This window comes from Microbispora sp. H10830 (genome assembly GCF_014161375.1).
Taxonomy (GTDB): Bacteria; Actinomycetota; Actinomycetes; order Streptosporangiales; family Streptosporangiaceae; genus Microbispora; species Microbispora catharanthi.
Window position 1 is genome coordinate 42,291 of record NZ_JABBWX010000002.1, and the last position, 25,311, is coordinate 67,601.

Annotated in this window: 25 protein-coding genes; 10 read left to right on the forward strand and 15 right to left on the reverse strand. The window is 72.3% G+C overall.

Going from position 1 to position 25,311, the window contains the following annotated elements:
* Positions 1-49: 49 nt before the first annotated feature.
* A complete protein-coding gene (locus HHX35_RS04975; protein WP_182897830.1) occupies positions 50-715 on the forward strand; it encodes a hypothetical protein in 666 nt (221 codons plus the stop codon).
* Between the two features lie 260 nt (positions 716-975).
* Positions 976-2,658 carry a discoidin domain-containing protein gene (locus HHX35_RS44495; RefSeq protein WP_041952942.1) on the forward strand — a complete coding sequence of 561 codons (1,683 nt, stop codon included), beginning with the start codon at positions 976-978 and terminating at the stop codon, positions 2,656-2,658.
* On the opposite strand, the gene HHX35_RS44500 is transcribed toward HHX35_RS44495, so the two are convergent.
* From HHX35_RS44500 to HHX35_RS05010, 6 genes are read right to left on the reverse strand one after another with little or no spacing between them, the layout of a single operon-like run.
* Complete coding sequence (locus HHX35_RS44500; protein WP_081964613.1) at positions 2,646-3,008, reverse strand: SMP-30/gluconolactonase/LRE family protein; 363 nt, start codon at positions 3,006-3,008, stop codon at positions 2,646-2,648. The two genes, HHX35_RS44495 and HHX35_RS44500, sit on opposite strands and share 13 nt — an antisense overlap.
* Complete coding sequence (locus HHX35_RS04990; RefSeq protein ID WP_041952940.1) at positions 2,929-3,873, reverse strand: sugar kinase; 945 nt, start codon at positions 3,871-3,873, stop codon at positions 2,929-2,931. The genes HHX35_RS44500 and HHX35_RS04990 overlap by 80 nt, the downstream gene beginning before the upstream one ends.
* Entirely contained in the window at positions 3,870-4,502 is a 633-nt protein-coding gene (locus tag HHX35_RS04995) for a bifunctional 4-hydroxy-2-oxoglutarate aldolase/2-dehydro-3-deoxy-phosphogluconate aldolase (RefSeq protein WP_197051795.1), read from the reverse strand. The genes HHX35_RS04990 and HHX35_RS04995 overlap by 4 nt, the downstream gene beginning before the upstream one ends.
* A gap of 5 nt (positions 4,503-4,507) precedes the next feature.
* Positions 4,508-5,653, reverse strand: a complete 1,146-nt coding sequence (gene dgoD, locus HHX35_RS05000) for a galactonate dehydratase (RefSeq protein WP_041952938.1) — start codon at positions 5,651-5,653, stop codon at positions 4,508-4,510.
* On the reverse strand, positions 5,650-6,354 hold the full coding sequence (locus tag HHX35_RS05005) for a FadR/GntR family transcriptional regulator (RefSeq protein WP_041952937.1): 705 nt from the start codon (positions 6,352-6,354) through the stop codon (positions 5,650-5,652). The genes dgoD and HHX35_RS05005 overlap by 4 nt, the downstream gene beginning before the upstream one ends.
* Positions 6,355-6,372: 18 nt before the next feature.
* Positions 6,373-7,137, reverse strand: coding sequence for an SDR family NAD(P)-dependent oxidoreductase (locus tag HHX35_RS05010; protein ID WP_041952936.1), 765 nt, complete (start codon positions 7,135-7,137; stop codon positions 6,373-6,375).
* A 139-nt stretch (positions 7,138-7,276) separates the two neighbouring features.
* Between HHX35_RS05010 and HHX35_RS05015 the strand changes: the two genes are divergently transcribed.
* From HHX35_RS05015 to HHX35_RS05040, 6 genes are all read left to right on the forward strand, one after another.
* Entirely contained in the window at positions 7,277-8,290 is a 1,014-nt protein-coding gene (locus HHX35_RS05015) for a substrate-binding domain-containing protein (protein WP_197051793.1), read from the forward strand.
* A gap of 68 nt (positions 8,291-8,358) precedes the next feature.
* Positions 8,359-9,852, forward strand: a complete 1,494-nt coding sequence (locus HHX35_RS05020) for a sugar ABC transporter ATP-binding protein (protein ID WP_182897831.1) — start codon at positions 8,359-8,361, stop codon at positions 9,850-9,852.
* A gap of 8 nt (positions 9,853-9,860) precedes the next feature.
* The gene (locus HHX35_RS05025; protein WP_041952933.1) at positions 9,861-10,874 is read left to right on the forward strand and encodes an ABC transporter permease; all 1,014 of its coding nucleotides are present in this window, start codon (positions 9,861-9,863) and stop codon (positions 10,872-10,874) included.
* Positions 10,871-11,938 carry a zinc-binding dehydrogenase gene (locus HHX35_RS05030; RefSeq protein ID WP_041952932.1) on the forward strand — a complete coding sequence of 356 codons (1,068 nt, stop codon included), beginning with the start codon at positions 10,871-10,873 and terminating at the stop codon, positions 11,936-11,938. Before HHX35_RS05025 ends, HHX35_RS05030 begins: the two co-directional genes overlap by 4 nt.
* Positions 11,935-12,906, forward strand: a complete 972-nt coding sequence (locus HHX35_RS05035; protein ID WP_182897832.1) for a DUF4380 domain-containing protein — start codon at positions 11,935-11,937, stop codon at positions 12,904-12,906. The genes HHX35_RS05030 and HHX35_RS05035 overlap by 4 nt, the downstream gene beginning before the upstream one ends.
* A 24-nt stretch (positions 12,907-12,930) precedes the next feature.
* The gene (locus tag HHX35_RS05040) at positions 12,931-13,800 is read left to right on the forward strand and encodes a DUF72 domain-containing protein (protein ID WP_182897833.1); all 870 of its coding nucleotides are present in this window, start codon (positions 12,931-12,933) and stop codon (positions 13,798-13,800) included.
* Position 13,801: 1 nt separating this feature from the next.
* Here HHX35_RS05040 and HHX35_RS05045 read toward each other — a convergent pair whose 3' ends face one another.
* From HHX35_RS05045 to HHX35_RS05060, 4 genes are read right to left on the reverse strand one after another with little or no spacing between them, the layout of a single operon-like run.
* Positions 13,802-14,968 carry a methyltransferase gene (locus HHX35_RS05045; protein ID WP_197051787.1) on the reverse strand — a complete coding sequence of 389 codons (1,167 nt, stop codon included), beginning with the start codon at positions 14,966-14,968 and terminating at the stop codon, positions 13,802-13,804.
* Between the two features lie 25 nt (positions 14,969-14,993).
* Positions 14,994-15,698 carry a hypothetical protein gene (locus HHX35_RS05050; RefSeq protein WP_041952929.1) on the reverse strand — a complete coding sequence of 235 codons (705 nt, stop codon included), beginning with the start codon at positions 15,696-15,698 and terminating at the stop codon, positions 14,994-14,996.
* The gene (locus HHX35_RS05055; RefSeq protein WP_041952928.1) at positions 15,695-16,033 is read right to left on the reverse strand and encodes a PadR family transcriptional regulator; all 339 of its coding nucleotides are present in this window, start codon (positions 16,031-16,033) and stop codon (positions 15,695-15,697) included. The genes HHX35_RS05050 and HHX35_RS05055 overlap by 4 nt, the downstream gene beginning before the upstream one ends.
* A 31-nt stretch (positions 16,034-16,064) precedes the next feature.
* Complete coding sequence (locus HHX35_RS05060) at positions 16,065-16,799, reverse strand: CPBP family intramembrane glutamic endopeptidase (RefSeq protein ID WP_182897834.1); 735 nt, start codon at positions 16,797-16,799, stop codon at positions 16,065-16,067.
* A 212-nt stretch (positions 16,800-17,011) separates the two neighbouring features.
* Here HHX35_RS05060 and thrS point away from each other — a divergent pair, with 212 nt between their 5' ends.
* Positions 17,012-18,298 carry a threonine--tRNA ligase gene (gene thrS, locus HHX35_RS05065; RefSeq protein WP_310738902.1) on the forward strand — a complete coding sequence of 429 codons (1,287 nt, stop codon included), beginning with the start codon at positions 17,012-17,014 and terminating at the stop codon, positions 18,296-18,298.
* A 1-nt stretch (position 18,299) separates the two neighbouring features.
* Here thrS and HHX35_RS05070 read toward each other — a convergent pair whose 3' ends face one another.
* Together HHX35_RS05070 and HHX35_RS05075 are read right to left on the reverse strand one after the other, a co-directional pair.
* The gene (locus tag HHX35_RS05070) at positions 18,300-19,355 is read right to left on the reverse strand and encodes an LCP family protein (protein WP_052400095.1); all 1,056 of its coding nucleotides are present in this window, start codon (positions 19,353-19,355) and stop codon (positions 18,300-18,302) included.
* Positions 19,356-19,357: 2 nt separating this feature from the next.
* Positions 19,358-19,936, reverse strand: coding sequence for an RNA polymerase sigma factor (locus HHX35_RS05075; RefSeq protein WP_259404813.1), 579 nt, complete (start codon positions 19,934-19,936; stop codon positions 19,358-19,360).
* Between the two features lie 356 nt (positions 19,937-20,292).
* Between HHX35_RS05075 and HHX35_RS05080 the strand changes: the two genes are divergently transcribed.
* Entirely contained in the window at positions 20,293-21,114 is an 822-nt protein-coding gene (locus HHX35_RS05080) for a class I SAM-dependent methyltransferase (protein WP_259404854.1), read from the forward strand.
* Between the two features lie 66 nt (positions 21,115-21,180).
* Here HHX35_RS05080 and HHX35_RS05085 read toward each other — a convergent pair whose 3' ends face one another.
* From HHX35_RS05085 to HHX35_RS05095, 3 genes are all read right to left on the reverse strand, one after another.
* A complete protein-coding gene (locus HHX35_RS05085) occupies positions 21,181-22,440 on the reverse strand; it encodes an MFS transporter (protein ID WP_182897837.1) in 1,260 nt (419 codons plus the stop codon).
* Positions 22,441-22,517: 77 nt separating this feature from the next.
* On the reverse strand, positions 22,518-23,327 hold the full coding sequence (locus HHX35_RS05090; protein ID WP_182897838.1) for a glycerophosphodiester phosphodiesterase family protein: 810 nt from the start codon (positions 23,325-23,327) through the stop codon (positions 22,518-22,520).
* 132 nt (positions 23,328-23,459) lie between these two features.
* Positions 23,460-25,223, reverse strand: a complete 1,764-nt coding sequence (locus HHX35_RS05095) for an ABC transporter ATP-binding protein (protein ID WP_182897839.1) — start codon at positions 25,221-25,223, stop codon at positions 23,460-23,462.
* Between the last annotated feature and the right edge of the window lie 88 nt (positions 25,224-25,311).

The window sequence follows — 25,311 nt, forward strand, 5'->3', positions numbered from 1 at the left end:
CGGCCGCGGCCCTGGACCGGCTCCGCTCGTGTTTGTGAGACTGCCGGGCATGACAAGCCGGCCTTCCACCGCCGATCTCCGCCGCAGGCTCGCGCATGTCCGCTGGATTGCCGGCGGCGCCGGAGCGGGCAAGAGCACCGTCACCCGGGCCCTGGCCGAACGGCACGACGTGCTCGTCTACGACGGCGACCGAGCCGAACTCGGCTACGTCCACAGGTGTGATTCGCAACGACAGCCCTACCTGTGGGCGTTGCTGCGAACCTCACGTGAGGACAGATGGGCGAGCCGCACCGCCGAGGAGATCTTCCACGCCATGCCCAGCCTGCACGGCGAGACTTTCGGCTTCGTCCTCGACGACCTGCTCGCCCTGCCCGCCGACCGTCCCGTCCTCGTCGACGACTTCCGTACGCTGCCGAGGGAGGTCGCGCCGCTCGTCACGCGGCCGGAACAGGCCGTCTTCCTCCTGCCGGCGCCCGAATTCCGGGCCCGTGCGCTGAGCGCCCGGTTCGCCGATCCCGCCCGAGCGCGCGCCAACTGGGGAGACGGTGACCACGCCGCCGCCTTGGCCAAGCGACTGGCCCGCGACCTGCTCTGGGACGAGGAGGTGCGACGCCAGGCCCGCGAACTCGGGCTGCCCGTCCTGCCCGTCGACGGCTCCCGAGGCGTCGCGGAACTTGCCGCGGAACTGGCCGCGATGTTCCGGCTCGTCATGTGACGTGGGTTTCCCGTTTCCAGCTGCGGTTTTTCGCAGGCCTGGGCTGGGATCGAGCGCAACCGCGCGCAAAATGCCCGCGAGTTCCAGCGTAAATCGCCGCAATATTTTGGCCTATTGCACGAAGAAGTCAGACGCGGTAACCATTACGGCAAGCGGTCCGCCGGACGGAAACGGACGGGCCGCTCCGTGCCTCCTGGCGTCCCCGGAGCTTCCGGAAGGACGGCGCGGTCAGCGAACGCTGCCCAGCATGAGGAGTGCACGTGCCGTTCTCTCGCCGTACGTTCATCACGTCCGTGGTCTCCGGATCCGCGTTGGCCGCGGTGTCGTCCAGTCAGCTGGTGTCCGCCCTGACCGCCGCCGCGAGCGCGGCGAGCGGCCCGGGCGACGTGGTGGGCAAGATCACCGTGGGTTACCAGGGCTGGTTCGCCTGCCCCGGAGACGGAGCCCCCCTCAACGGCTGGTGGCACTGGAGCCAGAACTGGTCCCAGGCGCCCTCCCCCGGCAACAGCGCCATCGTCGCCTGGCCCGACATGCGGGAGTTCACCCACGCCTACCCGACCGCGTACGGCAACCTCGGCAACGGGCAGCCCGCGACGCTGTTCTCCTCCTACGACCAGCAGACCGTGGACACCCACTTCCGGTGGATGCGGGACAACGAGATCGACACGGCCGCCCTGCAGCGCTTCAACCCGAACGGCGGCGAGGGCGCCACACGCGACGCGATGGCCGCCAAGGTGCGCAGCGCCGCCGAGGCGAACGGCCGCAAGTTCTACGTCATGTACGACGTGTCCGGCTGGACGAACTTCCACCCGGAGATCAAGACCGACTGGACGACCAAGATGTCGGCCCTGACGGCCTCCTCGGCGTACGCGCGCCAGAACGGCAAGCCGGTCGTGGGCATCTGGGGCTTCGGGTTCAACGAGGACAAGCACCCGTCCGACCCGGCGGCCTGCCTCGACGTGGTCAACTGGTTCAAGGCCCAGGGGTGTTACGTGATGGGCGGCGTGCCCACCTACTGGCGTACGGGCGTGGAGGACTGCCGGCCGGGGTTCATCGACGTCTTCAACGCCCTGAACATGCTCTCGCCGTGGATGGTCGGGCGGATCGGCAACGCGGCCGACTCCGACCGGTTCTACGCCGCTCTCAACGTCCCCGACCAGACGTACTGCGACGCCCACGGCATCGACTACCAGCCGTGCGTGCTGCCGGGGGACGTGAAGTCGCGGCAGCGCGCGCACGGCGACTTCATGTGGCGGCAGTTCTACAACATGGTCCGCGCCGGGGCTCAGGGCATCTACATCTCGATGTTCGACGAGTTCAACGAGGGCAACCAGATCGCCAAGACCGCGGAGAACGCCTCGATGATCCCGGTGGGCTCCGGGCTCCTCGGGCTGGACGAGGACGGCACGGTCTGCTCGTCGGACTACTACCTGCGGCTCACCCGGGACGGCGGCCGGATGCTCAGGGGCCAGATCGCGCTCACCTCCGTACGCCCGACGCCGCCCGTCGTGGACGGCGGAGGCGACGTCGACCTGGCGCGGGGGAAGGCGACGTCGGAGAGCGGGCACACGCAGAACTACGGCAGCGGCAACGCGGTGGACGGCGATGCGAACACCTATTGGGAGAGCCCGAACAACGCGTTCCCGCAGTGGGTCCAGGTTGACCTGGGTGCCGCCGCGACGGTCGGGCGGGTGGTGCTGAAGCTTCCGCCGTCCGCGGCGTGGGAGAGGCGTACGCAGACGTTGTCGCTGCAGGCGAGCACGAACGGGTCGTCGTTCACCACGGTTGCCGGGCCTGGCGGCTACACGTTCGACCCGGCATCGGGCAACACGGTGACGATCAACCTGTCGCCGGCCTCGGCCCGATACGTGCGGATCACCGTGACCGGCAACACCGGCTGGCCCGCCGCCCAGGTCGGCGAGCTGGAGGTCTACTCCGGGTAGCGGGTAAGGACGGCGGCGCGGGCCGGTGGGGCGCTCACCCCCACGTCGCACGTCCACAACGCCCCGTCGGCCGGTGCCGGGTCGGCGAGGCCGTACCGCGCGGAGGTCACCAGCAGCCGTGTCCCGTCCTCGCCGCCGATCGCCACGGACGACGGCTGCCGGCACGGCAGGTGCACCACCCGGTCGACCTCGCCGTACGGGCTGACGCGCAGGACGCGGGACTCGCCCCAGACCGCCGCGCCTTCGCGTCGACCAGCATCTGCGGCGATGTCATCGCAGCGTCTCCCCGTCCGGCAGGGCCAGCGCGGGCAGCTCGGCCCGGGTGGGCAGCCCTTCCCAGTCCCCGGCACAGGCCACGGAGGCGGCGCCCAGCAGGGTCGCCCGTTCGAGCCGGCCGTGCGCGTCGAGCCCGTCGAGCCGCCCGGACAGATACCCGGCGGTGAACGCGTCGCCCGCGCCGACGACGTCCACCACAGGCACCCGTCGAGCCGGGACGTCGAACGAGCTCCGCGCGTCGTGGTAGCTCGCGCCCGCCGCGCCACGCTTGACGACGACCTCCTCGACACCGGCGTCCAGCAGAACCGCCACGCGGTCGCGTTCGCCGTCGCCGTCCGCCACGAGGTCCAGCTCGTCGTCGGACGCGATCAGCACCGTGACGTACGGCAGCAGCGGCCGCAGCGCCCGCGCGGCCTCCTCCCGGGACCACAGCAGGGAACGGTGGTTGACGTCGAGGCTCACCCAGGCGCCGGAGCGGTGCGCCTGCCGGGCGGCGGCGGCGACGGCCTCCAGCGGCGCGGGCCCCAGCGCCGGCGTGATGCCGGTGAGATGCAGGCCCGCCTGACCCGCCTCGACGGCGGGGCGCACTTCGTTCCACGACAGCGTCGAGGCGGCCGAGTCCCTGCGGTAGTAGTGGACGCGAGCCCGGCCCCCCGCGGCCACGTCCCGGAGCAGCAGGCCGGTCGGGGCGTCCGCACGCCGCACGACATGGTCGGTCAGGACGTCCTCGGCCCGCAGCGTGCGCAGGACCAGCTCGCCGGGCTCGTCGTTCCCGAGGGCGCCGGTCCAGCGGGCGGTGTGCCCGAGGCGGGACAGGGCGATCGCGACGTTGGCCTCCGCGCCGGCCGTGGACACCCGCGAGTCGCCGCCGAGGCGCAGCGGTCCGGCACAGCGCACCGTGACCATCGCCTCGCCGATCGTCAGGACGTCCGCCCTCATGGAGCGCCCACCAGGTCGAGCGCCGCGGCGACCCGGTGGCGCAGGTCGTCCAGGTCACCGCCGCGCGGGGCGTCGCCGAGCAGCGGCGAGCCGAGGCCGACCGCGACGGCCCCGGCCTCCAGATAGTCGTGCACGCTGTCGAGGCCGACGCCGCCCACCGGAACGAACGGCACGGCCGGGAACGGATCGCGCAGCGCGCGCAGATAGGGGACCCCTCCCGCGGAGGCGGGGAAGAGCTTGACGGCGGCGGCGCCCCGCGCGGTCGCGGCGACGACCTCGGTGGGCGTCATCGCCCCGGCGAGCACGGGCAGCCCGAGGCGCAGCGCCTCGTCCACCCCTTCGCCCAGGCCGGGCGTGACGACGAACGTCGCGCCCGCGTCCCTGGCCGCGACGGCGTCCCGCGCGGTCAGCACGGTCCCGGCGCCGAGGTGCACGCCCGCACCCAGGGTGGAGGCCGCCTTCCGGATGACCGACAGCGCGTCGGCGCCGCTGAGCGAGACCTCCATCAGGGTCACGCCCTCCTCGGCGAGGACGTCGATGCTGCGCAGCGCCGCCGCCGGGTCGTCGCCGCGGACGATGGCCAGGAGGCGCCTGGTCTTGAGGAGGTCGAGCAGATCGTGTGGTTGCACGCCGGTCACCATTCTGCGAAGGAGCGGTCGGGGTAACGCCAGATCGGAGAGCGCCAGGTGTGGCCCTGCTTGTCGGCCTCCCGCACCGCGGCCTCGTCGACCGAGATGCCCAGACCCGGCCCGGTCGGCCGGGAGAGCCGGCCGTCGCTGAAGGCGAAGACGGACGGATCGACCAGGTAGTCCAGCAGTTCGTTGCCGTCGTTGTAGTGGATGCCGATGCTCTGTTCCTGGATCAGGAAGTTGGGGGTCGCGAACGCCACCTGGAGGCTGGAGGCCAGGGAGATCGGTCCCAGCGGGCAGTGCGGAGCGAGCAGGGCGCCGAACACCTCGGCCTGGGCGGCGATGCGGCGGACCTCCGAGATGCCGCCGGCGTGGGACAGGTCCGGCTGCGCCACGGCGACGCCCGCCTGGAACGCCGGCAGGAAGTCCCAGCGGGAGTAGAGCCGCTCGCCCAGGGCGATGGGGATGTTGGACGCCTCCACGAGGCTGCGCACCTGGGGCATCGACTCCGGCACGACCGGTTCCTCGACGAACAGGGGCGTGAGCGGTTCGAGCAGCGGCAGCAGCCGCCGGGCGTTCGGATAGGACACCCGGCCGTGGAAGTCGACCGCGACGTCCCGGCCCGGGCCGAGCACCTCGCGGACCGCCGCGACGCGGTCGACGACCTCGTCGATCTCGCCCGGGCCCGCGATGGGGGACATGCGGCCGCTGGCGTTCATCTTCACCGCGGTGAAGCCCGCCTCCACCTGGCGCCGGGCCTCCTCCTCGATCTCGCCGGGTTCGTCGCCGCCGATCCAGGCGTACGCGCGGACGTGGTCGCGTACGGGACCGCCGAGCAGCTCGTGGACGGGGACGCCGCGCGCCTTGCCGGCGATGTCCCACAGGGCCTGGTCGAGGCCGGCGACGGCGCTGGCGAGCACGGGCCCGCCGCGGTAGAAGCCGCCCTTGGTCATGATCTGCCAGTGGTCCTCGATGCGCAGCGGGTCGGCGCCGACGAGCAGCTCGGCGATCTCGCCGACCGCCGCCCTGACCGACTGGGCCCGTCCCTCGACGACCGGCTCGCCCCAGCCGACGTGTCCCTCGTCGGTCTCCACCCGGCAGAACAGCCACCGGGGTGGGACCAGGAACGTTTCGATGCGCGTGATCTTCACCGGTCTCCCTGAAGGCGGGCCGCGCGGTCGACGTCGGCCATGGACTTGTCGAGGAGCGCGAGCGCGCAGGTTCTGGCGGCCTCGCCGTCCCCGGCCCTGATGGCGTCGAGCAGGGCCCGGTGACTCGGCACCGGGTCGTCGGTGGTGACGACGTCGTGGACGATGCGGTCCCGTTCCGCGAGCACGGACTCGATGACGACCTCCATGCGGACCAGGAGCTCGTTGCCCGTCGCGGCCAGGACGGCGCGGTGGAACCGCAGGTCGGCGGAGGCCGCCTCGGCCGGGGTCCTGGCGGCGGTCATGTCCTCCAGGGCCGCCTCGAGTTCGGCGAGGTCGGCGTCGGTGCGCCGGTCGGCGGCCAGCGCGGCGGCGGCCGGTTCGAACATCTGCCGCACCTCGGCGAGCTGCCCGAGCATCTCGCTGCCCCGGTTCTCGAACTCCCAGCTGATCACGTCGGGATCGAGCAGGTTCCACTCGCTGCGGGGGCGCACCACCGTGCCCCGCTTCTGCCGCGAGTCGACCAGGCCCTTGCCGGCCAGCACCTTCAGCGCTTCGCGCACCACGGTGCGGGACACCTGCAGCTCGGCCTCCAGCTCGACCAGGTCGATGCGCCCGTTCTCGGCGAACTGCCCGGTGACGAGGCGGCGGCCGATGGTCTCGACGACCTGGCCGTGGATGCCACGCCCTTTGTAGGTGCTCATGCTCTGCGGTCATCCCTCTCAGGAGGAGTTCTTCGTCGCGCTCCAGCCGCCGTCGACGACGAGGGTGGTGGCGGTGATGTAGGACGCCTCGTCCGACAGCAGGAAGGCGATCGCCGCGGCGACCTCGGCGGGCTCGCCGAACCGCTTGGCGATCGTGGCCTCCACGCTCAGGCGCCGGTCCTCCTCCGCCACGCGGTCCCACGCGGGGGACATGATCGGCCCGGGCAGCACGGTGTTGACGCGCACCCCGGGGCCGTAGTCCACGGCGAGCTGGCGGCCGAGACCCACCAGCGCCGCCTTCGTCGCCGCGTACGCCGGGTGGCCGGGCAGGCCGACGAGGGCGTGCACCGACGAGACGAGGACGACCGCCCCCGACGTCGCCTTCAGATCCTCGTGTAGCGTGCGAAAGGCCAGGTAGGAGGCGGTGAGGTTCACTTCCAGCTGCCGGTTCCACGATGCCGCGCCCAGGTCGTGGACGGGTCTCACGTCCACGACGTAGGCGTTGCTGACGAGGTGCCGCACCGGGCCGTACTCCCGGTGGGCTACGCGCCGGAGTTCCCCCCACGCGCTCTCGTCGCTGACGTCCATGCGCACGAATCTTGCCGTGCCGCCCGCCTCGACGACAGCCGCGGCGACGTCCTCCCCGGCCGGGGAGATGTCGCACAGCAGGACGGGCGTGCCCGTCGCGCCGAGACGCCTGGCGGTAGCCGCGCCGATGCCGGAGGCGGCGCCGGTCACGACCGCGCAGCATCCGGCCTCCGTGGAAGGTCCGGGGAGGTTCACGCGGCCACTCTACGATAAGTGTTTTTTTATGACAATTTATTGACAGGCACGTTACGTCCGCCTCATCATCTGGAACGTGGCGCAGCGCGCCCTACCCGGTGGCGTCGCCAACCGAAGACAGACTCATGGGAGGCCATTCGTGGCATCAGTTCGACTCACGGTGATGCGGTGCATCGCCTTGCTGGCCGTCGGCGCCGTGCTCGCCGCCTGCGGTCAGTCCGCCGGGTCCGGCGGCGCCTCGGGCGCGAAGGAGCAGCTGCGCGTCGGGGTGATCTACCTGGACTCGCAGGGCTTCTACGCCGGCGTGAAGAAGGGCATCGAGACCGCCGCCGCCCAGGACTCGCAGCTCAAGCTGCTGGGCAACAACGCGCAGGGCGACGCGGCCAAGGAGTCCTCGTTCATGTCGACCCTGGTCGCCTCCAACGTGGACGCGATCATCACCTCGGCCGTCTCCGCCACGGCGTCCACCCCGGCGATCGCGGCGGCGAGCAAGGCCGGCATCCCGGTCGTCTGCTACAACACCTGCATCAACGACGCGGACGCCAAGAAGTACGTGTGGGGCTACGTCCTGTCCGACCCGTACGTCTTCGGCAAGAAGCTGGGTGAGCAGGCCGGTGAATACTTCGCCTCCCAGAAGGTCGACAAGCCGAAGATCGCCATCCTGAACTGCGACTTCGTGGAGGTCTGCAAAGAGCGCAAGCGCGGCTTCAAGGACGGCCTGGCCGAGTCGGTGCCGGGCGCCCAGTACGTCGCCGACCAGGAGGGCGCGGTCGTCGACAAGGCCACCCCGGTCGCCGAGAACATCATCACCGCCAACCCGGACCTCGACGCGTTCTACGCCGTGGCGGGCGGCGGCACCCTGGCCGGCATCAAGGCCGTCACCACGCGCTCCCGCGTCGGCAAGACCGTCGTCTTCGGCAGCGACATGACCGTCGACATCGCCAAGGCCCTGGTCGACGGCAGCATCCTCAAGGCCGAGATCGACGTCCCCGCGCAGACCGTGGGCAAGCTCGCGTACGACGCCGCCCGCAAGGCGTCGAGCGGCGCCAAGAACGACTCGTTCGTCATTCCGGTGGACCCGATCCTCTACACCGCCGACGACAAGGCCACCAACGAGAAGTGGCTGACCGAGCACAGCGACGGGATCCCGTAAACCGTCCCTCGTATTGAAACAGGGCACAGGCACACCCGTCCCCACCGAAGGCTCCCAGGAAGGCTCCCATGTCGAACACCGACGTCGTCGCGGAGGTGCGTGCGGGCACCAAGCGCTACCCCGGCGTCACCGCTCTCAGCGACGTCGACTTCGCGGTGCGGCGCGGCGAGGTCCGCGCGCTGCTGGGCAAGAACGGCGCCGGCAAGTCCACCCTGATCAAGGTCCTGTCCGGCGCCGAGCACCTCGACTCCGGTGAGGCGCTCGTACGCGGCGAGCCGCTGGCGGGCCTCGGCACGCGGGACGTCGCCGCCCTGGGCGTCGCGACCGTCTACCAGGAGCTGAGCCTGGTGCCGGAGATGACGGTCGCGGAGAACCTGTTCCTGGGCGCCTGGCCGCGCTCCCGCGGCGCACTCGACCTGCGCAGGATGCGCGCCGACGCGAAGGAGGCGATGGCGCGCATCGGCGTGGACATCGACGTCGACAGCCCGGTCGGCTCGCTGGGCTCCGCCGGGCAGCAGCTCGTGGAGATCGCCCGCGCGGTCGCCCAGCGGCCCACCCTGCTCATCCTCGACGAGCCGACCAGCTCACTGGCCGCCGCCGAGGTCCGGCAGGTGATCGACGTCGTGAGGACCGTCGCGGAGCAGGGAGTGGCGGTCATCTACGTCAGCCACCGAATGGACGAGATCCGGCAGGTGTCCGACACCGCCACGGTCGTCCGCGACGGCAGGATCGTGGAGACGCTGCCGGTGCGCACGGCCTCGACCCACGAGATCGTGGCGATGATGCTCGGCACGGCGCCCGAGGCCGTGGCGGCCCGGGCCCGCCGCCCGAGCGCGGAGCCGCCGGTGCTGTCGGCGCGCGGCCTGGTCAGCGACCGGCTGAACGGCCTCGACATCGACGTGCGTCCCGGCGAGATCCTGGGCATCGCCGGGGTGCTCGGCTCGGGCCGCACCGAGACGCTGCGCGCCCTGGTGGGGCTCGACCGCCCGGCCTCCGGCGAGATCCGCCTGCGCGGCGAGGCCGTACGGCCCGGCGCGTTCGCCGCGATGCTCCGCAGGGGGCTCGGCATGACGCCGGAGAACCGGCGGCGCGAGGGGATCGTGCCGCTGATGGGCGTCGACGAGAACATCGTCATCAGCGACCTGCGCGGGGTGAGCAGGTCGGGCGTGCTGGACCGCCGGGCGATACGGCAGGCCGCCCGGGCGCTCATCGACCGCCTGGCGATCAAGACGGCCCGTCCGGGGACGCCGATCGGCACGCTCAGCGGCGGCAACCAGCAGAAGGCCGTGCTCGCCCGGTGGCTGCACGCGGGAAGCGACGTGCTGCTGCTCGACGAGCCCACCCGCGGCGTGGACGTGGAGGCCAAACGCCAGATCTACGACCAGATGCGCCTGCTGGCCGACGACGGGCGCGCGGTGGTCTTCGTGTCCAGCGAGGTGGAGGAGCTGGCCGACGTCTGCGATCGGATCGTCGTCCTGCGCGGCGGGCGCGCCGTGGCCGAGCTGAGCGGCGACGAGATCGAGCTCAACCGGGTCATGGCCCTGGCGATTGCCGAGGAGTGAGGGAGAACATGAGCACGACCACGCCCACGGGCCCGCCCGTGGCCAAGGCGGACGCCCGAGGCGGGCGGCTGGGACGCAACACGCAACGGCTGAACGAGATCGGGCTCATCGGGGCCATAGTGGTGCTGTTCGTGGTGCTCTCCGCCACGGCGCCGGGCTTCCTGTCCGTGACGAACCAGCTGGCCATCCTGCGCGACGCGGCGACGATCGGCGTCGTGGCGTGGGCGATGACCCTCGTCATCGTGGCCGGTGAGATCGACATCAGCATCGGCCCGGCCGTGGCGTTCTCCTCGGTCCTGCTGGCCAAGGCCACCGGGGAGTGGCACATCCCGTTCGCCCTCGCCGTGCTGGTCTGCCTCGCGGTGGGCCTGCTGCTCGGGGCCGGGGCCGGCTTCCTGCGCGCCCGCTGGGGCATCCCGTCGTTCGTGGCCACGCTGGGCCTGTGGAGCGCCCTGCGCGGGCTGGCGCAGTACATGACCGACGGCCTGCCGGTTCCGCTGGAGGCCAACGGGCTCCTCGACGTGCTGGCCGGGAGCATCCTTGGCATCCCGACCCCGGCCATCGTCATGGCGGTCCTGTTCGTCGTGTTCCTCTTCGTCGCCAACCGCACGGCCTACGGCCGCTCGGTGTTCGCGGTCGGAGGCAACGCCGAGGCCGCCCGCCTCGCGGGGATCAACGTCTCCCGGATCCGGGTGATCCTGTTCGCCACGACCGGCCTGCTCGCCGCGGTCAGCGGCCTGCTGCTGGCCGCGCGCCTCGGGTCCGGCAACGGCGGCGCGTCGGTCGGCCTCGAGTTCGACGTGATCGCCGCGGTCGTGATCGGCGGCACCTCCCTCGCCGGCGGCAAGGGATCCCTGCTCGGCACCCTGCTGGGCGTCGCCTTCATCACCGTCATCGGCAACGGCCTCGTGCTGCTCGGGGTCAACGCCTTCTTCCAGGACGTGGTCCGCGGCGTCATCATCGTCGGCGCGGTGCTGATCAACGTGTTGCTCTCCCAGCGGAACGGAGCCCGTACCTCATGACCACCATGAAAGGCGTCTTCCTGCCCGGCGACTTCACCGCCGTGCTCCGCGACGTCGAGGTGCCCACGCCCGGTCCCGGCCAGTTGCTCGTACGGGTGGGCGCGTCCGGCATCTGCGGCAGCGACCTGTCCTACATCTACCGGGGGCACAAGACCCACGTCGGCCAGGAAGGCGCGGCCTACAAGGGGGTCGTGGCCGGGCACGAGCCCAGCGGCCAGGTCGTGGAGACCGGCCCGGGCTGCCGGCGTTTCGGGGTGGGCGACCGCGTGATCGTCTACCACATCTCCGGCTGCGGGCGCTGCTCCAACTGCCGCCGCGGCCACATGATCAGCTGCTCCGACCCGGAGCGCAGGTCGGCGTACGGCTGGCAGCGCGACGGCGGGCACGCCGAGTACATCCTGGTCGAGGAGAGCACGGCCGTGCCGCTGCCGGACGAGCTGTCCTACGTGGACGGCGCCCTGATCGCGTGCGGGTTCGGCACGGCGTACGAGGGCCTGCTGCGCACCGGGGTCGGCGGGCGCGACGACCTGCTCGTGGTCGGCCTCGGGCCGGTCGGGCTGGCCGCCGCCATGATCGCACGCGGTCTCGGCGCGACCCGGGTGCTCGGCGTGGAGCGCTCGCCCGAGCGCGCCGCGCACGCCCGGTCCCTCGGCCTGTTCGACGAGGTCCTGATCGCGGACGACGGGGTCGCCGAGGCCGTGGACGAGGCCACCGGGGGACGCGGCTGTTCGGTGACGATGGACTGCTCGGGCGCGGCCGCGGGCCGGAGCGTCGCGATCCGGGGCGCGGCCGAGTGGGGCCGCGTCTCCCTGGTGGGCGAGGGCGGCCGGCTGGAGACCGAGGTCTCCGACCTGCTGCTGCACCGCCAGCTCACCCTGTACGCCTCCTGGGTCACCTCGCTGCAGGCGATGGAGGAGCTGGCCTTCCGCCTGGTGCGGTGGGGCGCGAGCCCGCAGCGGCTGGTGACCGACGTGCTGCCGCTGGAGAAGGCCGACGAGGCGTACCGCCTGGCCGACTCGGGGCGGACCGGCAAGGTCTGCCTGGTCCCCTCGCCGGACCGATGACGAACCACGAGAACGAGCCGCTGGTCCGGCTCGCCGCGCCCTGGGGGGAGGCGGTCGTCCTGCCGCGACGCGGCGGGCGCGTCATCTCGCTGCGCGCCGCGGGCCGGGAGTGGCTGTGGCGCAATCCCGAACTGCTCGACGCGTCGCTCGCGCTCACCCCCGCCGCGCGGCGGCTGCCCGCCCCCACCGGCTTCGCGAGCTGGGCCAACTGGGGCGGAGACAAGACCTGGCCCGCCCCGCAGGGATGGTCGTCGGCGCAGGAGTGGGCGGGGCCGCCCGACCCCGTGCTCGACGCCGGCGCCTACACCGTCCTGGAGCGCGACGACCTGCGCGTACGGATGCGCAGCGGCGACGACCCGCGCACCGGGCTGGCCGTCACCCGAACGATCACGATGCCGGCCGGCGAGACCGTCCTCGTGGTCGACAGCGAGCTGGAGAACGTCACCGACCACCCGGTGCGGTGGGCGGCCTGGACGGTGACCCAGTTCGAGACCGAGTCGTTCCGCGACCACGACGATCCCCGGTGCGGGGTGTGGGTCGGGCTGACCGAGCGCCACCGGGCGCCGGTGACGTTGTTCGCCCCCGACGGCGCGCCGGTCCTGGAGCGGGTCTCCCCCTCGGCGGGCCGGGTGCCGGTCCGCGACGTGGTCGGCAAGATCGGCATCGGCGGCACGGCCGGGTGGCTCGCCGTGGTGGCCCCCGGCGGGGCGACGCTGACGCAGCGGTTCGACGTGCGGCCGGGCGCGCCCTATCCCGACGAAGGCTCGGAGATCGCCATCTGGATGCAGTACCCCAAGGAGGAGGAGCTGGAGGGGCTGGAGGGCCTGCGCCCCACCGCCCGCCTGGTCGAGGCCGAGACCATGTCGCCCCTGACCTCGCTCGCGCCCGGCGAGGTGCTGCGCCACCGCGTCACGTGGTCCGTGACGGACGTGCCGCCGCCCGTCGCCGGGGAGTGGGCGGGGGAGTGATCCGGACCGGATAACGTCGGGGCCATGCGGCTTCATGTGGGATGCGCGATGTGGACGCACGCGCCGTGGCGGGGGCGTCTCCTGCCGCATCCGCTTCCGCCCGGGGAGCGGCTGCGGGCCTACGCGACCTGGTGCAACGCGGTCGAGGGCAACACGACGTTCTACGCGACGCCCTCGCGGAGCACGGTCGAGTCCTGGGCGCTGCAGACCGACCCCGGCTTCCGCTTCGTGGTCAAGCTGCCCAAGCCGATCACCCACGAGCGCCGCCTGACCGGGGCCGACGACGACCTGCGGGCCTTCCTCGACGCGATCGAGCCGCTCGGCCCGCGCGCCCACGCGCTGTGGATCCAGCTTCCGGGCTCGTTCGGCCCGGCGGACGTCGGCGCGCTCGCGGCCTTCCTCGGACGTCTTCCCCGCGACCACCGCTACGCCGTCGAGGTCCGTCACCGCGCCTTCTTCGACGACCCCCGGGCCGCGCGGCTCCTGGAGCGGGTGCTGACCGGGGCCGGCGCCGAGTGGGTGCCGTTCGACACGACCGTGCTGTTCCGCAGCCCGCCGACCAGCGACGCCGAACGGGACGCCTGGTCGAAGAAGCCGCGCGTGCCGCTGCGGACCGCCGCCCTCACCGACCGCCCGATCGTCCGCTACATCGGCCGCGACGACCCGGAGCGTACGGCCGAGGGCTGGCGGCACTGGGTGGACGCGGTCGCCGGGTGGCTGCGTGAGGGCCGCTCGCCGACGGTGTTCGTCCACACCCCGGACAACGCCGACGCGCTGACGCTCGCCCGCCGGTTCCACGACGACGTACGCGCCGAGGTGCCCGGCGTGGAGCCGCTGCCCGAGCCCATGTCACCGAACGGGCCGATGCCGGACGAGCCGCTGACCCTGTTCTGAGTCAGCGCTTCACGGCCCGCAGCACGACGAACTTCGGGTCGCTCGCGACGACCTCGCAGTTGCCGAAGAGCCGGCGCAGTTTCACGTGGTAGCCGAGGTGGCGGTTGCCCACCACCCACAGCTCGCCGCCCCGCCGCAGCGCGGCACGCGAGCCGTTGAACATGCGCCAGGCGGTCGCGTCGGTCCTGCCCCGGTGGGTGTGGAACGGCGGGTTGTTCAGCACCAGGTCGGCCGTGCCCGGCGGGAAGCCGGAAAGGCCGTCGGCCGCCACGAACCGGGCGGCGGCGTCCGCCCCGGTGTTCGCCCGGAAGGTGGCCTCCGCCGAGGCCAGCGCCTGGTAGGACTCGTCGATGAACGTCACCTCGGCCTCGCCGTTGGACAGCGCCGCGGCGAGCCCGACCACCCCGTTGCCGCAGCCGAGGTCGACCACGTGCTCCGGCCCCGTACGCGTGGGCAGGCTGCGCAGCAGGAGGCGGGTGCCGGCGTCGAGGCGCTCGGCGGAGAAGACGCCGGCGTGGTTGACGACGGTCAGGCCGGAGACCACCCCGACGTCGGTGGGCAACGCGTGGCTCCGCGGCCACGGATCGGCCCCTCGCACCGGCCCGGGGCCGGGCGAGCAGAAGATCAGCCGCGCCTTCCTGACCGCCAGCGAGGTCCGGGTCGGCCCGAGGACACGCTCGAACAGCTTCAGCGTCGAGGTGTGGATCTCGGTGACCATCCCCGCACCGACGACCACCGTGCCCTCGTGCACGTGGGGGGCGAGGCGGTGCAACTGGTCCTCCAGGAGGGCGAGGCTCTTGGGCACCCGCACCAGCAGCACGTCGATCCGGTCCGGCGGCGCGTCCCTGGTCGTGCGCAGCCGTACGGCGTCCGCGTCGAGGCCGTTGCGCTCGAGATTGGCGCGGGTGGCCTGCTGCCCGAGGAAGGAGTCGCTGATCTGGACCGGCCGGTCGATGGGGCGGTGCGCGGCGAGCGCGGTGACGAGGGCGCCCCACCGGTCGCCCAGCACGACCAGGCTCCCCGACAGGTCCACCGGCCCGCCCTCGCGCTCGTCGAGGTGCCGCAGCAGGTATTCGTCGGCCGCGTCCCACGCGCGGAGCGGGTCGCGGGGGTCCTCGGGGAAGCGGGCGAGGTCGAAATCACCCCGCGCCGTCGTCATACGGTCCATCGCCGCTCAGGCTAGTGCCCCGGCACTAGTGGCGGCGGCGGGCCGTCCACAGCCACATCGCCGCCAGGGCGGCGATCGCGACGCAGCCTCCGACGGCCATGCCGGCGAGGAAGCCCGGCCCGTCGCCGTCCGACGGCCCCCACAGGATCCCGGGCGCGATCAGGGCGAGCAGGGCCACGGCCAGCACAAGGTAGAACCGCCGGCTGAAGAAGACGTTGCGGCCGGGGGCCGCGGGCGGGGAGTCGAGCTGCGCGGCCGGTCCCACGCTGGCGGCCCTGGGCCGCTTGAAGTAGCGCCAGTACATCCAGGTGCCGCAGGGCTCCCAGCCCTCCGGCGCCAGCCGCGCGGCCAGCGCGGTACCGCCGATCGACGGTTCCCTGCGGTACTCCCACCGTTGCGGCCGTTCCGGATCGCGGTGGCTGACGAACCTGCCGAGGTGGTCGACGCGGTCGATCTCCCAGCCCTGGTCGCCGAGCCGGGCCAGCATCTGGCGGTCGGTGAAGATGTCGGCGGTCCACCGCCACTCGGTGGCGTCCGTCGCGTCGGCCTCGGGCGCCCGCGCCGCCAGCAGCTGCCCGGCGAAGTCGCCGACAGGACCGAACTCCTCCTCCGGGTCGGCGCCGGTCTCGGCGACGTACGCGGCGAGGTCGGCGACGGTGGCCTCGATCTGCGCCGCGGGCACGCCGCCGGCGCGCAACAGGGCCTCCAGCTCGTCGAGGTAGGTGCTCACTTCAACCCTCCTGAGGCCAGCACCGTGCGTACGGACTCGTCGAACGCCAGCCACAGGCGGCCCTGCTCGGCCAGCGTCTGCCGGCCCTGCTCGGTCAGCCGGTAGTAGCGCCGGCCGGGGCCCCGCTCGGTCACCCGGAACTCGGCCGACACCAGACCCGCCTCCTCCAGCCGGTTGAGCACGGGATAGAGCGTGCCGCCCCGAATCTGGCCGAGCCCCGAGCCGGCGAGCAACTTGGCGATCTCGTAGCCGTAGTTCTCGCCCTCCGTCAGGCTGGCCAGCACCAGCAGGTCGAGGACGCCCTTGAGCCAGCTCGCGCGGCGGTCGGTCGCCATGTGCTTCATCCTCGCACGGTAGGAGTACTACCTAGACCGCTTGACCGACCGTCTTGCCATCGGGCGCCGGCATGCACACGAGGCCCCGCACGTCGATCAGGACGTGCACCAGGATCGGCAGCAGCAGGCTGCCGGTGGACAGGTACACGATGGTGAGCCAGAAGCCGAGGAGGGCCACCACGACCATGCCCTTCCAGCCCTGGTAGAAGTGGCCCGCCACGAAGACCACCAGGGCCAGGGCGGCGGCCGCGGTGGTGCTCAGGCCCAGGACGCCGACGCCGAACGCGATGAGCAGGCCACGGTAGACGATCTCCTCGCAGACGCCCGCGGTCACCGCCATGGCCAGGCCGTGCCGCCGCTCGCCGGCGGTGCGCGGCATCAGTTCGGCGTAGGCCGCCTGACCCGGCACGGCACGGCCCGAGCGGGAGAGGCGGCGGAGCAGCAACGTGCCGATCGCGATGGCGCTGGTCATACCGACGACCGCCGGGGCGACCTGGCCGAGGTGGCCCGGCATCGCGAATCCCAGATCCGCCGGGTCGAGCCCCGGCGACAGCATCAGGATCAGCGCCGTCACGGCGAGCCAGATCCACTCCTCCGCGATCCACAGCCGGTACGCGTGCACCAGCGCCCGGGGGTCATGGGCGCGGCGTCGTGTCAGCCGGTCGTACTGACGCTTGCCCAGCCAGGGAGCGGCGAAGGCCAGATAGGCCGTCAGCGCGACCGTCAGGAGCAGACCCGGGGTCGAGAAGCTCGCAGAGATGCTCATGAATTGCCGCCCTTCTTACCTGTGTTGGCGACTTAGACGATAAAGCGAGCTAGTAAGGATTGCAATCTAGGTAGTTAACACTGCTTGCAAATCGGCTCGGAGACGATCAGCGGCTGTGCTAGCGTTCGCGGCATGATGCGCGCCTGCCTGACGACGACGCCGGAGACCGTCCCGGCGCGCTGACACGTACTTCCGACGAAGCCCCGGGGCGAGTGCCCCGGGGCTTCGTCGTCCGGTCGCTCGCCTCGCCGCAGACGAAACGCGAGGAGACCGCGATGCACGACCACCGCAAGCTGGGCCGCGAGCTCGGCCTGTTCGACACCGACCCGCTGATCGGCTCCGGGCTGCCCTACTGGCTGCCCGACGGCGCCGTCATCCGGCACACCCTGGAGGAGTACGTCCGCGACGCAGAACGGCGGGCGGGCTACCGGCACGTGTACTCCCCCGTGCTGGGCAAACGGGAGCTCTACGAGATCTCGGGGCACTGGTCGCACTACAGCGACGACATGTTCCCGCCGATGGACCTCGGGGGAGAGCAGGTCGTGCTGCGGCCGAGCCTGTGCCCCCACCACGCGTTGATCTACCGCTCGCGCTCGCACAGCTACCGCGAGCTGCCGCTGCGCGTCGCCGAGCTGGGCGGCATGTACCGCTCCGAGCTGTCGGGCGTGCTCGGCGGGCTCACCCGCGTGCGGGCGATCCAGCTCAACGACGCGCACATCTTCTGCACCCTCGACCAGGTCGCCGCCGAGGCGTCCGGGGCCCTGGAGATGATCCGGCGCGCGTACGCCGTGCTCGGCATCCGCCCGGTTCGTTACCGGCTGTCCCTGCCGGGGGCCGGCGGGAAGTACGTCGCCGCACCCGAGATGTGGCGGCGGGCGACCGCCATGCTGACCGACGTCCTCGACCGCTCCGGCCTGGCGTACGAGGCCGTCGAGGGCGAGGCGGCGTTCTACGGCCCGAAGATCGACGTGCAGATCGCCGACGGCGCCGGGCGTGAGGCCACCCTGTCCACCGTGCAGGTCGACTTCCACCAGCCCGAACAGTTCGACCTGCACTACATCGGCCCGGACGGCGCCAGGCACCGGCCGGTCATGGTCCACCGCAGCATCATCGGCAGCGTGGAGCGGGCCGTGGCGCACCTCATCGAGGTGTACGGCGGCGCCTTCCCCGCCTGGCTCGCCCCCACCCAGGTGGTGGTCCTGCCGGTGACCGAGGCCGAGCTGCCCCCGGCCGATGCGCTCGTACGGCGCTGCGCCGAGCTGGGCCTGCGGGCGGAGGTCTCCGGGCCCGAGCACGGCAGCCTGGGCGCCCGGGTCAGGGTCGCCCGGCTGGCGCCCTACCAGGCGGTGATCGGCGCGAAGGAGGCCGCGGGCGACGAGGTCGCGCTGCGCCTGCGCGACGGCCGCGCCCTGGACGCGATGCCCGCCGCCGAGGCGCTGGCCCGCATCGGCGGTTTCGTCGAGGCCCGCGCCGCCGTCCTCTGGGAGCCCGTGTCGTGACTCAGCTCGCGCCGAGTCGTTCGAACAGGCGGGAGGCTTCGGGCTGCCGCCATTCGATGCGGTTCGGATCCTTCGTGTAGGGCCGCCAGGGCACGGTCAGGGCCGTGACCCGGGTGCCGGCCCGCTGCACGTCCCGTGCCAGACCGAGCATGGTGTCGAGGTCGAGCCCCGCGTCGGTGGTGACGGACGTCGCGGCCACGCGGACGAAGGAGGCCAGGGCGGCGGGATCGTCGAGACGCGAGACCTTCTTCAGCATCGCCTGCATCAGGGCCGTGTTCCGCTTGATGCGGGCGATGTCGGAGCCGTCGCCCACGTAGCGCAGGCGCGTGTACGCCACCGCGGTCCTCCCGTCCACCACCGAGCGGCCTGCCGGCAGCTTCAGTTTCGACTTCGGGTCGTTCACCGCGTGGGGGAGGGTGACCTCGACGCCGCCGAGCGCGTCGACCAGCTTCTCCAATCCGTCATAGCGGATGGCGACGGCGTGGTCGACGCGCACGCCCGTGGTGATCTCCACCGTCTTCCAGGCACAGGTGAGGCCGCCGATCGCGTACGCCTGGTTGATCATGTCCTGATGCGCGGCGACGGTCCGGCCGACGGCTGACCGGCACTGCGGGATCCGGACCATGGAGTCGCGGGGCAGGCTGACGGCCGTCGCCCGCTTGCGGTCGGCGGACAGCCGCAGGAGGACCATGAGGTCGCTGCGCTCGCCCAGGTCGCCGACGTGCGCGGACGTCGGGCGCCGGTCGGAGCCGAGGAGCAGCACGGTCAGGGCCCCGCCCTCCTTGGGCGGACGGTTCCCCGTGGGCGGCGCCACGGTGTGCGCGCCGGTCGTCCCGCGCAGCAGCACGGTCGGCACCACGACCAGCGCGGCGGTGACCACCGCGACCGCCGCCAGGGCGATCCAGCCCGCCCGTCGGCCGCCGGCCCATGGCGTCAGGCGCCGGCGGCGCCCGCCCGCCGCCTCGTCGAGCAGGCGGCGCCGCTGGCGGGCGAGACCGGCCGGGGGCTCGTGCTCGAGGCCGCGGCCGAGATCGCGGAGCATCGTGAGGTCGTCCATGGCTACTCCTCGTCCCGCAGCGGATTGGTGTGGCCGAGCGCCTCGCGCACCTTGCGACGGGCCCGGTTCAGGCGTGAGCGGACGGTGCCCACGGGGATGCCGAGGGCCTGCGCCGCCTCCTCGTACGACAGGTCGGCCCAGGCGATGAGCAGCAGGACGTCGCGGTCGCCCTTCGACAGGCGCGCGAGCGCGGCGGCCAGCAGCGGGCGCACGGCCGTCGCGCGCACGCCGTCCTCGACCCGTTCGGCGGGGGACTGCGCGACGTCGTCCAACGGGCTGCGGGTGAGCGCCCGATAGCGGGCGGCCTCGTCTCGATGGTGCCGGGAGACGAGCTTGCTGACGATGCCGAACAGCCAGGGACGGGCGTCGGGGCGGGTCAGGTCGTAACGGTCCCGGCGGCGGAAGGCGACCAGGAACGTCTCGCCCACCAGGTCCTCGGCGACCTCAGGACCGAGGCGGCGGGAAACGTAGCGGTAGAGCATCGACGCGTAGCGGTCGAACAGCGCCGCGAACGCCTCGGGCCGCGCCCTGGACTCGGCGATCAGGTCCGAGTCGAGGCGTGGGGTGGCAAGGGGGATCATCAACGACACCATGGCATCGAGCCGGCCTTGGTCGCGCGTGACAGATCAAACCCTGCTGCGCGCGGCCCAGGCGGCGCCTCGCCGCGTTGTCGCCCCACCCGCGGAGATTCCTCGCAGGCTCGGAATCTCCGCGGGGCCCGGAGTCGTCGCCCGGAGCTCCGCTCCGGCCTCCTCCGCCTTGCGATGCATCCACCTGGATCCGCGCTCGCCACGGGCAGCATCTGTCACGCACTCCCTAACCCTTCGGGGATCTGACAGCCATGTCTCGCCACTTGTCGCGCTACGGGTTCACGGTATGGACGGACAATACTCGCCGACGTATAGTCGCTTACGAGTATCAGGATGGAGTGAACACGATGGCCGGGCGGGCCGAACCGGCCGGCTGGGTGCGCGACCTGGTCGCGACTCCGGAACGCGAGCAGTCAGGCTTCCAGGCGGGTCTTCCGGTGGGTGGGGTGCTTCCTCCACGGGCCGGTTCGGACACGCATGATCCGGAACCGGAGGAAACCATGAAGAAGATCTCGCAGAGGCAGGCGCCCGGCATGGAGGGCGCGATGGCCCGGTGGTACGCGCGGCAGCGTGCCTCGGCGCCCCAGATCGCCGCCGTACGGCGGTACGCGGCGCAGGTCACCGCCGGCCTGCCGGCCGGGGCGGCCGTCCTGGAGGTGGCCCCCGGGCCCGGTTACCTGGCCGTCGAGATGGCCCGGCTCGGCTGTGCGATGACCGCGATCGACCTCAGCCGTACGTTCGTGGAGATCACCGCGGAGAACGCCGCCCGGGCGGGGGTGCGCGTCGACGTGCGGCAGGGCGACGCCGCCGGCCTCCCCTATCCCGACGGCTCGTTCGACCTGATCGTCTGTCAGGCCGCGTTCAAGAACTTCGGGCGGCCCGTCCGCGCGCTGGACGAGATGCACCGGGTGCTGCGTACCGGCGGCACGGCGGTGATCAACGACATGAGCCGGGAGGCGTCCCGGGCCGCCATCGACGAGGAGGTCAGGGGGATGGGGCTCACGCCGCTGAACTCCCTGTTGACCAAGATGCCGCTGCTGGCGCTGCGCCACCGCGCCTACTCCCGGGCCCTGTTCGCCCGCCTCGCCGCCGAGAGCGCGTTCGGGACCTGCGAGATCCGCACGGAGGGGATCAGCGTCGAGGTCCGGCTGACCAAGTCGGCCCGGTAGGTGTCCGCGAGCCCGGGGTGCGGCGTTCCGGCCCCACCCCGGGCCCTGATCAGACGCACGCGGCCGTCATAGCGACGCGGTCGGTACGCCTGCCGGCTCCTCTTCGACGACCCGCAGCCGGCGTACGCCGGGGGCCAGCAGCGCGGCCAGCGTGACCAGGATGATGATCGCCCCGCAGACGACCAGCGCGGGCCGCGGCCCCACCGCGATGGCCACCGGCCCGGCCAGCAGCAGGCCGAGCGGCCCGAACATCAGGGACCCGAGCGCGTCGTAGGAGCTCACCCGTGACAGCGACTCGGCCGGGATCTCCCGCTGCATGGTGGTCTGCCACAGCACGCCGAAGATGTCGAAGCACACCCCCATCACGAACGCCCCGCCCACGACCGTCCACAGCGGCGCGCTCAGGCCGAGCAGCACGTACGGCGCGGCGGTGGGCAGCGTGAGGAGCGTCGCGACCAGGATGGGCCGCCGGGGCCGCAGGCGCAGCGTCACGACGACCCCCACGATCATGCCGACGGCCTCGCCCGCGAGGACGGCCGACCAGGCGGGCGCCCCGCCCAGCGACTGCTTGGCGACAAGCGGCCCGAGCACGCCGTGGGCGGCCTGCAACGCCATGACCAGGACCGAGAACTGGGCGACGACCACCCACAGCCACTGCCGTGAGACGAACTCGCGCCAGCCGTCCCGCAGTTCGGCCAGCACCGAGTGCCCGCCGCCGGCCGCGCGCTCGGCGGGCGTGAGGCGTAGCAGCGCGATCAGCACGGCGGCCACGGCGAACATCGCCCCGCTGGCCGTCAGGGCCCACCCGCCTCCCAGCAGGACCACGGCCGCGCCGCTCAGCACGAGGCCGGCGACGCGGGAGATGTTCTGTCCCAGTCCCAGCAGCGCGTTCGCGGTCTGCAGCCGGTCGGCGGGCACCACGTCCGGGATGATTCCGGTGAGGGCGGGGAACAGGACCGCGGCGGCGACACCGCTCACCGCGCTCGCGGTCACGAGGGCGGGCAGCGGTGTCCAGCCGGTGAGCATCATCGCGGCCAGGCAGAAGTACGCCGCCGCGTTGAGCGACTCCCCCGCCATCATGACCCGGTGACGCGGCAGCCGGTCGGCGATCACTCCACCCACGAGCATGAACAGCACCATCGGCAGCGCCTCGGCGGTGAGCACGGCGGACAGCGTCGTGGCGGTCGCGCCCGGGAGGCCGAGCACGCCGAAGGCGAGGGCCACCGGCGCGAAGGCGGTGCCGAGTACGGAGATCGTCCGGGCCGCCAGCAGCAGGGCGAACCGCCGATCCCTGAGCAGGCCGAGATCACGGCGGAGGCCAGGCATGAGAACAACTCCGGAGAACGCGGAACACGGGGAAGGGGTGACATCTCATCGTGCCGCCCCCACCCGCGCCCGTCACCTCATTTACCGGGGCCGGCGGAATAGCGGTGGCACCTGCCGTCGAGCCAGGCGCGGTAGTCCGCGGTGTGGCTGGTCATCACGCTGGTGGGAGCCCGGTCGAACACGGCCTGCCACCGCGGCACGTTGAGCTGCCAAGGGGGCGGTGGCTCGTCCCATTTGACGCCGTCGGCCCACTTCGCCGCCGAACCTCGCAGATGTTCCGGCAGCCGGTCGGCGAGCCCCGCCTCGATCCACTCGTCGTGGGAGTAGACGAGGATCGGCTGCTCGTCCTGCCGTTCGACGATGGGATCGATGATTTCCCGCCACGCGGCGGCGCCGTACTCCGGGTCGGCCAGGACGGGCTCGGCGGACGTCTTGATCTCCAGCAGCGCGATCAGCCCCCGGGCGCGGACGTGGTCGAGCCACTCCCGCAGCGTCGGCACGCGCTCACCCGCGTACGGCCCGCGGGCGACGCGGCGGTCGCGCAGGTCGCCGGGCCCGTCGGCCCACCCGATCTCGTGGATCTCCTGCCGGGGACCGGTCAGCCCGTTGGTCGTCCTGTTGTGCCACATGACGGCCTTCGTGCCCTGCCGCGTGAGCTGGACGTCGGCCTCGACGCCGTCGGCGCCCCACGAAGCCTGGTCGTCGACCGCCCGCAGCACGTTGGGCTGGCGGATCATGTCCTTGGCCCTGGCCCCGGCGCTCTTCGGGTAGCCGCCGTGGCCGATCACCAGCGGACACGGCGGCAGCTCCGCCGCGGGCGCGGGTGCGGGTGCGGCGAGCAGCGCGACCACGAGGGGCAGCGCGATTCCCGCCGATGCCCTGGTCATCGCCCGTCCTCCCCAACCGGCCGGCACAGATCGACCGGCACAGATCGACCAGCGCATTGTGCGCGGCCGCCAGGGGAGCGTGCGGCCTGTGCCGCGCGGGCGGACCCTTTCTTGACGACAAGGGGGAGCGTTTCAGGCGAGCTGGGCGGCCTGGAGCCCGGAGTAGACGCCCGGCCTGCGGCTCAGCTCGTCGTGGGTGCCCACCTCGGCGATCCGGCCGTCCCGCATCACGACGATGCGGTCGGCCGTACGGATGGTGGACAGGCGGTGGGCGACGACGAAGACCGTGCGGCCCGCGACCAGGCGGGCGAGCGCCTGCCGGATCAGCGCCTCCGACGCGGTGTCGAGCGCCGAGGTCGCCTCGTCGAGGATCAGCACCCGCGGGTCGCGGACGAGCGCGCGGGCGATGGCGAGCCGCTGCCTCTGGCCGCCGGACAGCCGCGCGCCGCGCTCGCCCACGATCGTGTCGAGCCCGTGCGGCAGCCGGTCGATGAACTCCAGGGCGTTCGCGTCGCGCAGGGCGGCCCGCAGGGTCTCCTCCGGCACGTCCCGCATGCCGTACGTGACGTTGTCGCGGATGCTCCCCTCGAACAGGATCGACTCCTGGGGCACCACGGACAGGAACCGCCGGTAGGTCCGCAGGTCGAGCTCCTCCATGTCCCTGCCGTCCAGCAGGATGCGGCCCGAGGTGGGGCGCAGGAAGCCGATCACGAGGTTGAGCACGGTCGACTTGCCCGCTCCCGAGGCCCCGACCAGGGCGACGGTCTCTCCGGGGGACACGGTGAGGCCGAAGTCGTCCACCGCGGGCCGGCCCGCCTCGTAGGTGAGCGACACCGACTGGAACTCGAACTCGCCGCGGACCGTCGTCACCTCGGCCTTGCCGTCGTTGTTCTCCAGGTCGGGCGCCTCGAGCACCTCGCCGATCGAGCGTACGGACTCCAGGCCCTTGCTGATCACGGGCGTCAGGCTCATCAGCGTGGTGACCGAGGTGGTGAGCGTGGTGAAGAACGTGCTGAGCATGACCACGTCGCCGGCCGTGATCGGCATCACCTGGTAGTAGGAGATCAACGCGGAGCCGGCCAGGAAGCCCGCGGCGAGCACGTTGAGCGTGATCCAGGCCATCGCGCCGAACCGGCCGTTGAGCAGGTCGAGGCGCAGGCCGGTGCGCAGGACACGGGTGAGCGTGCCGTCCATGCGGTGCAGCGCGTCCTGTTCCAGGCCGTGGGCGCGGGTGATGGGGATCAGGTGCGTCATCTCGGTCACACGCGCCGACAACCGCTCGACCTCCTGCCGGAAGCTCTCGTTGTCGGCCCGCAGCCGGTTGCGCATCCGCATGACCAGGACCGCGGCGGCCGGGACGACGAGCAGGAAGACCGGCAGCGCGGCCGGCACCCGGAAGGCGATCACCGCGAGACCGCCCATGAGCATGGTCACCGCCGCCAGGCCGCTGTCGGCCGTCTGCTGCACCATCTGCTCGACGCTCTCGACGTCCCTGACGACCTTGGTCTGCAGCACCCCGGCGCTCACACGGGAGTGGTAGCCGATCGACAGGTGCTGCATCCTGCGGCACAGCGCCGACCGCAGCCCGGTGCCCACCTGGCGGATCGCGCCGTGCAGGCACCGTACGTACAGCAGGTGGCCGGGGAGGTTCAGCAGGAGCAGGACGAGCAGCACGGCCATCGACGTCAGCAGGTCGGCGACGGGCGCGTGCCGGACGAGCGCGTCGATGACGTTCGCGGTGACCAGAGGGAGGAGCCAGGTCGGGCTGTGCTTGACCGTGAAGGCCACGACGGCGAGGACGAGACGGGGCCGGTGCTCCCGGAAGAGGTAGGCCAGCGTGCGGAGCGGGTGCTCGCCCCGGTATCGATGGTCCAGAGCGTTGTGCGGAAGCACCATCCCGACAATCCCCCTATCGACACCTAGAAGGGTAAAAAGTTCTTAAAAAATCATAAGAGCTGACATGGGAGCGTGCCCAGGGACAGAG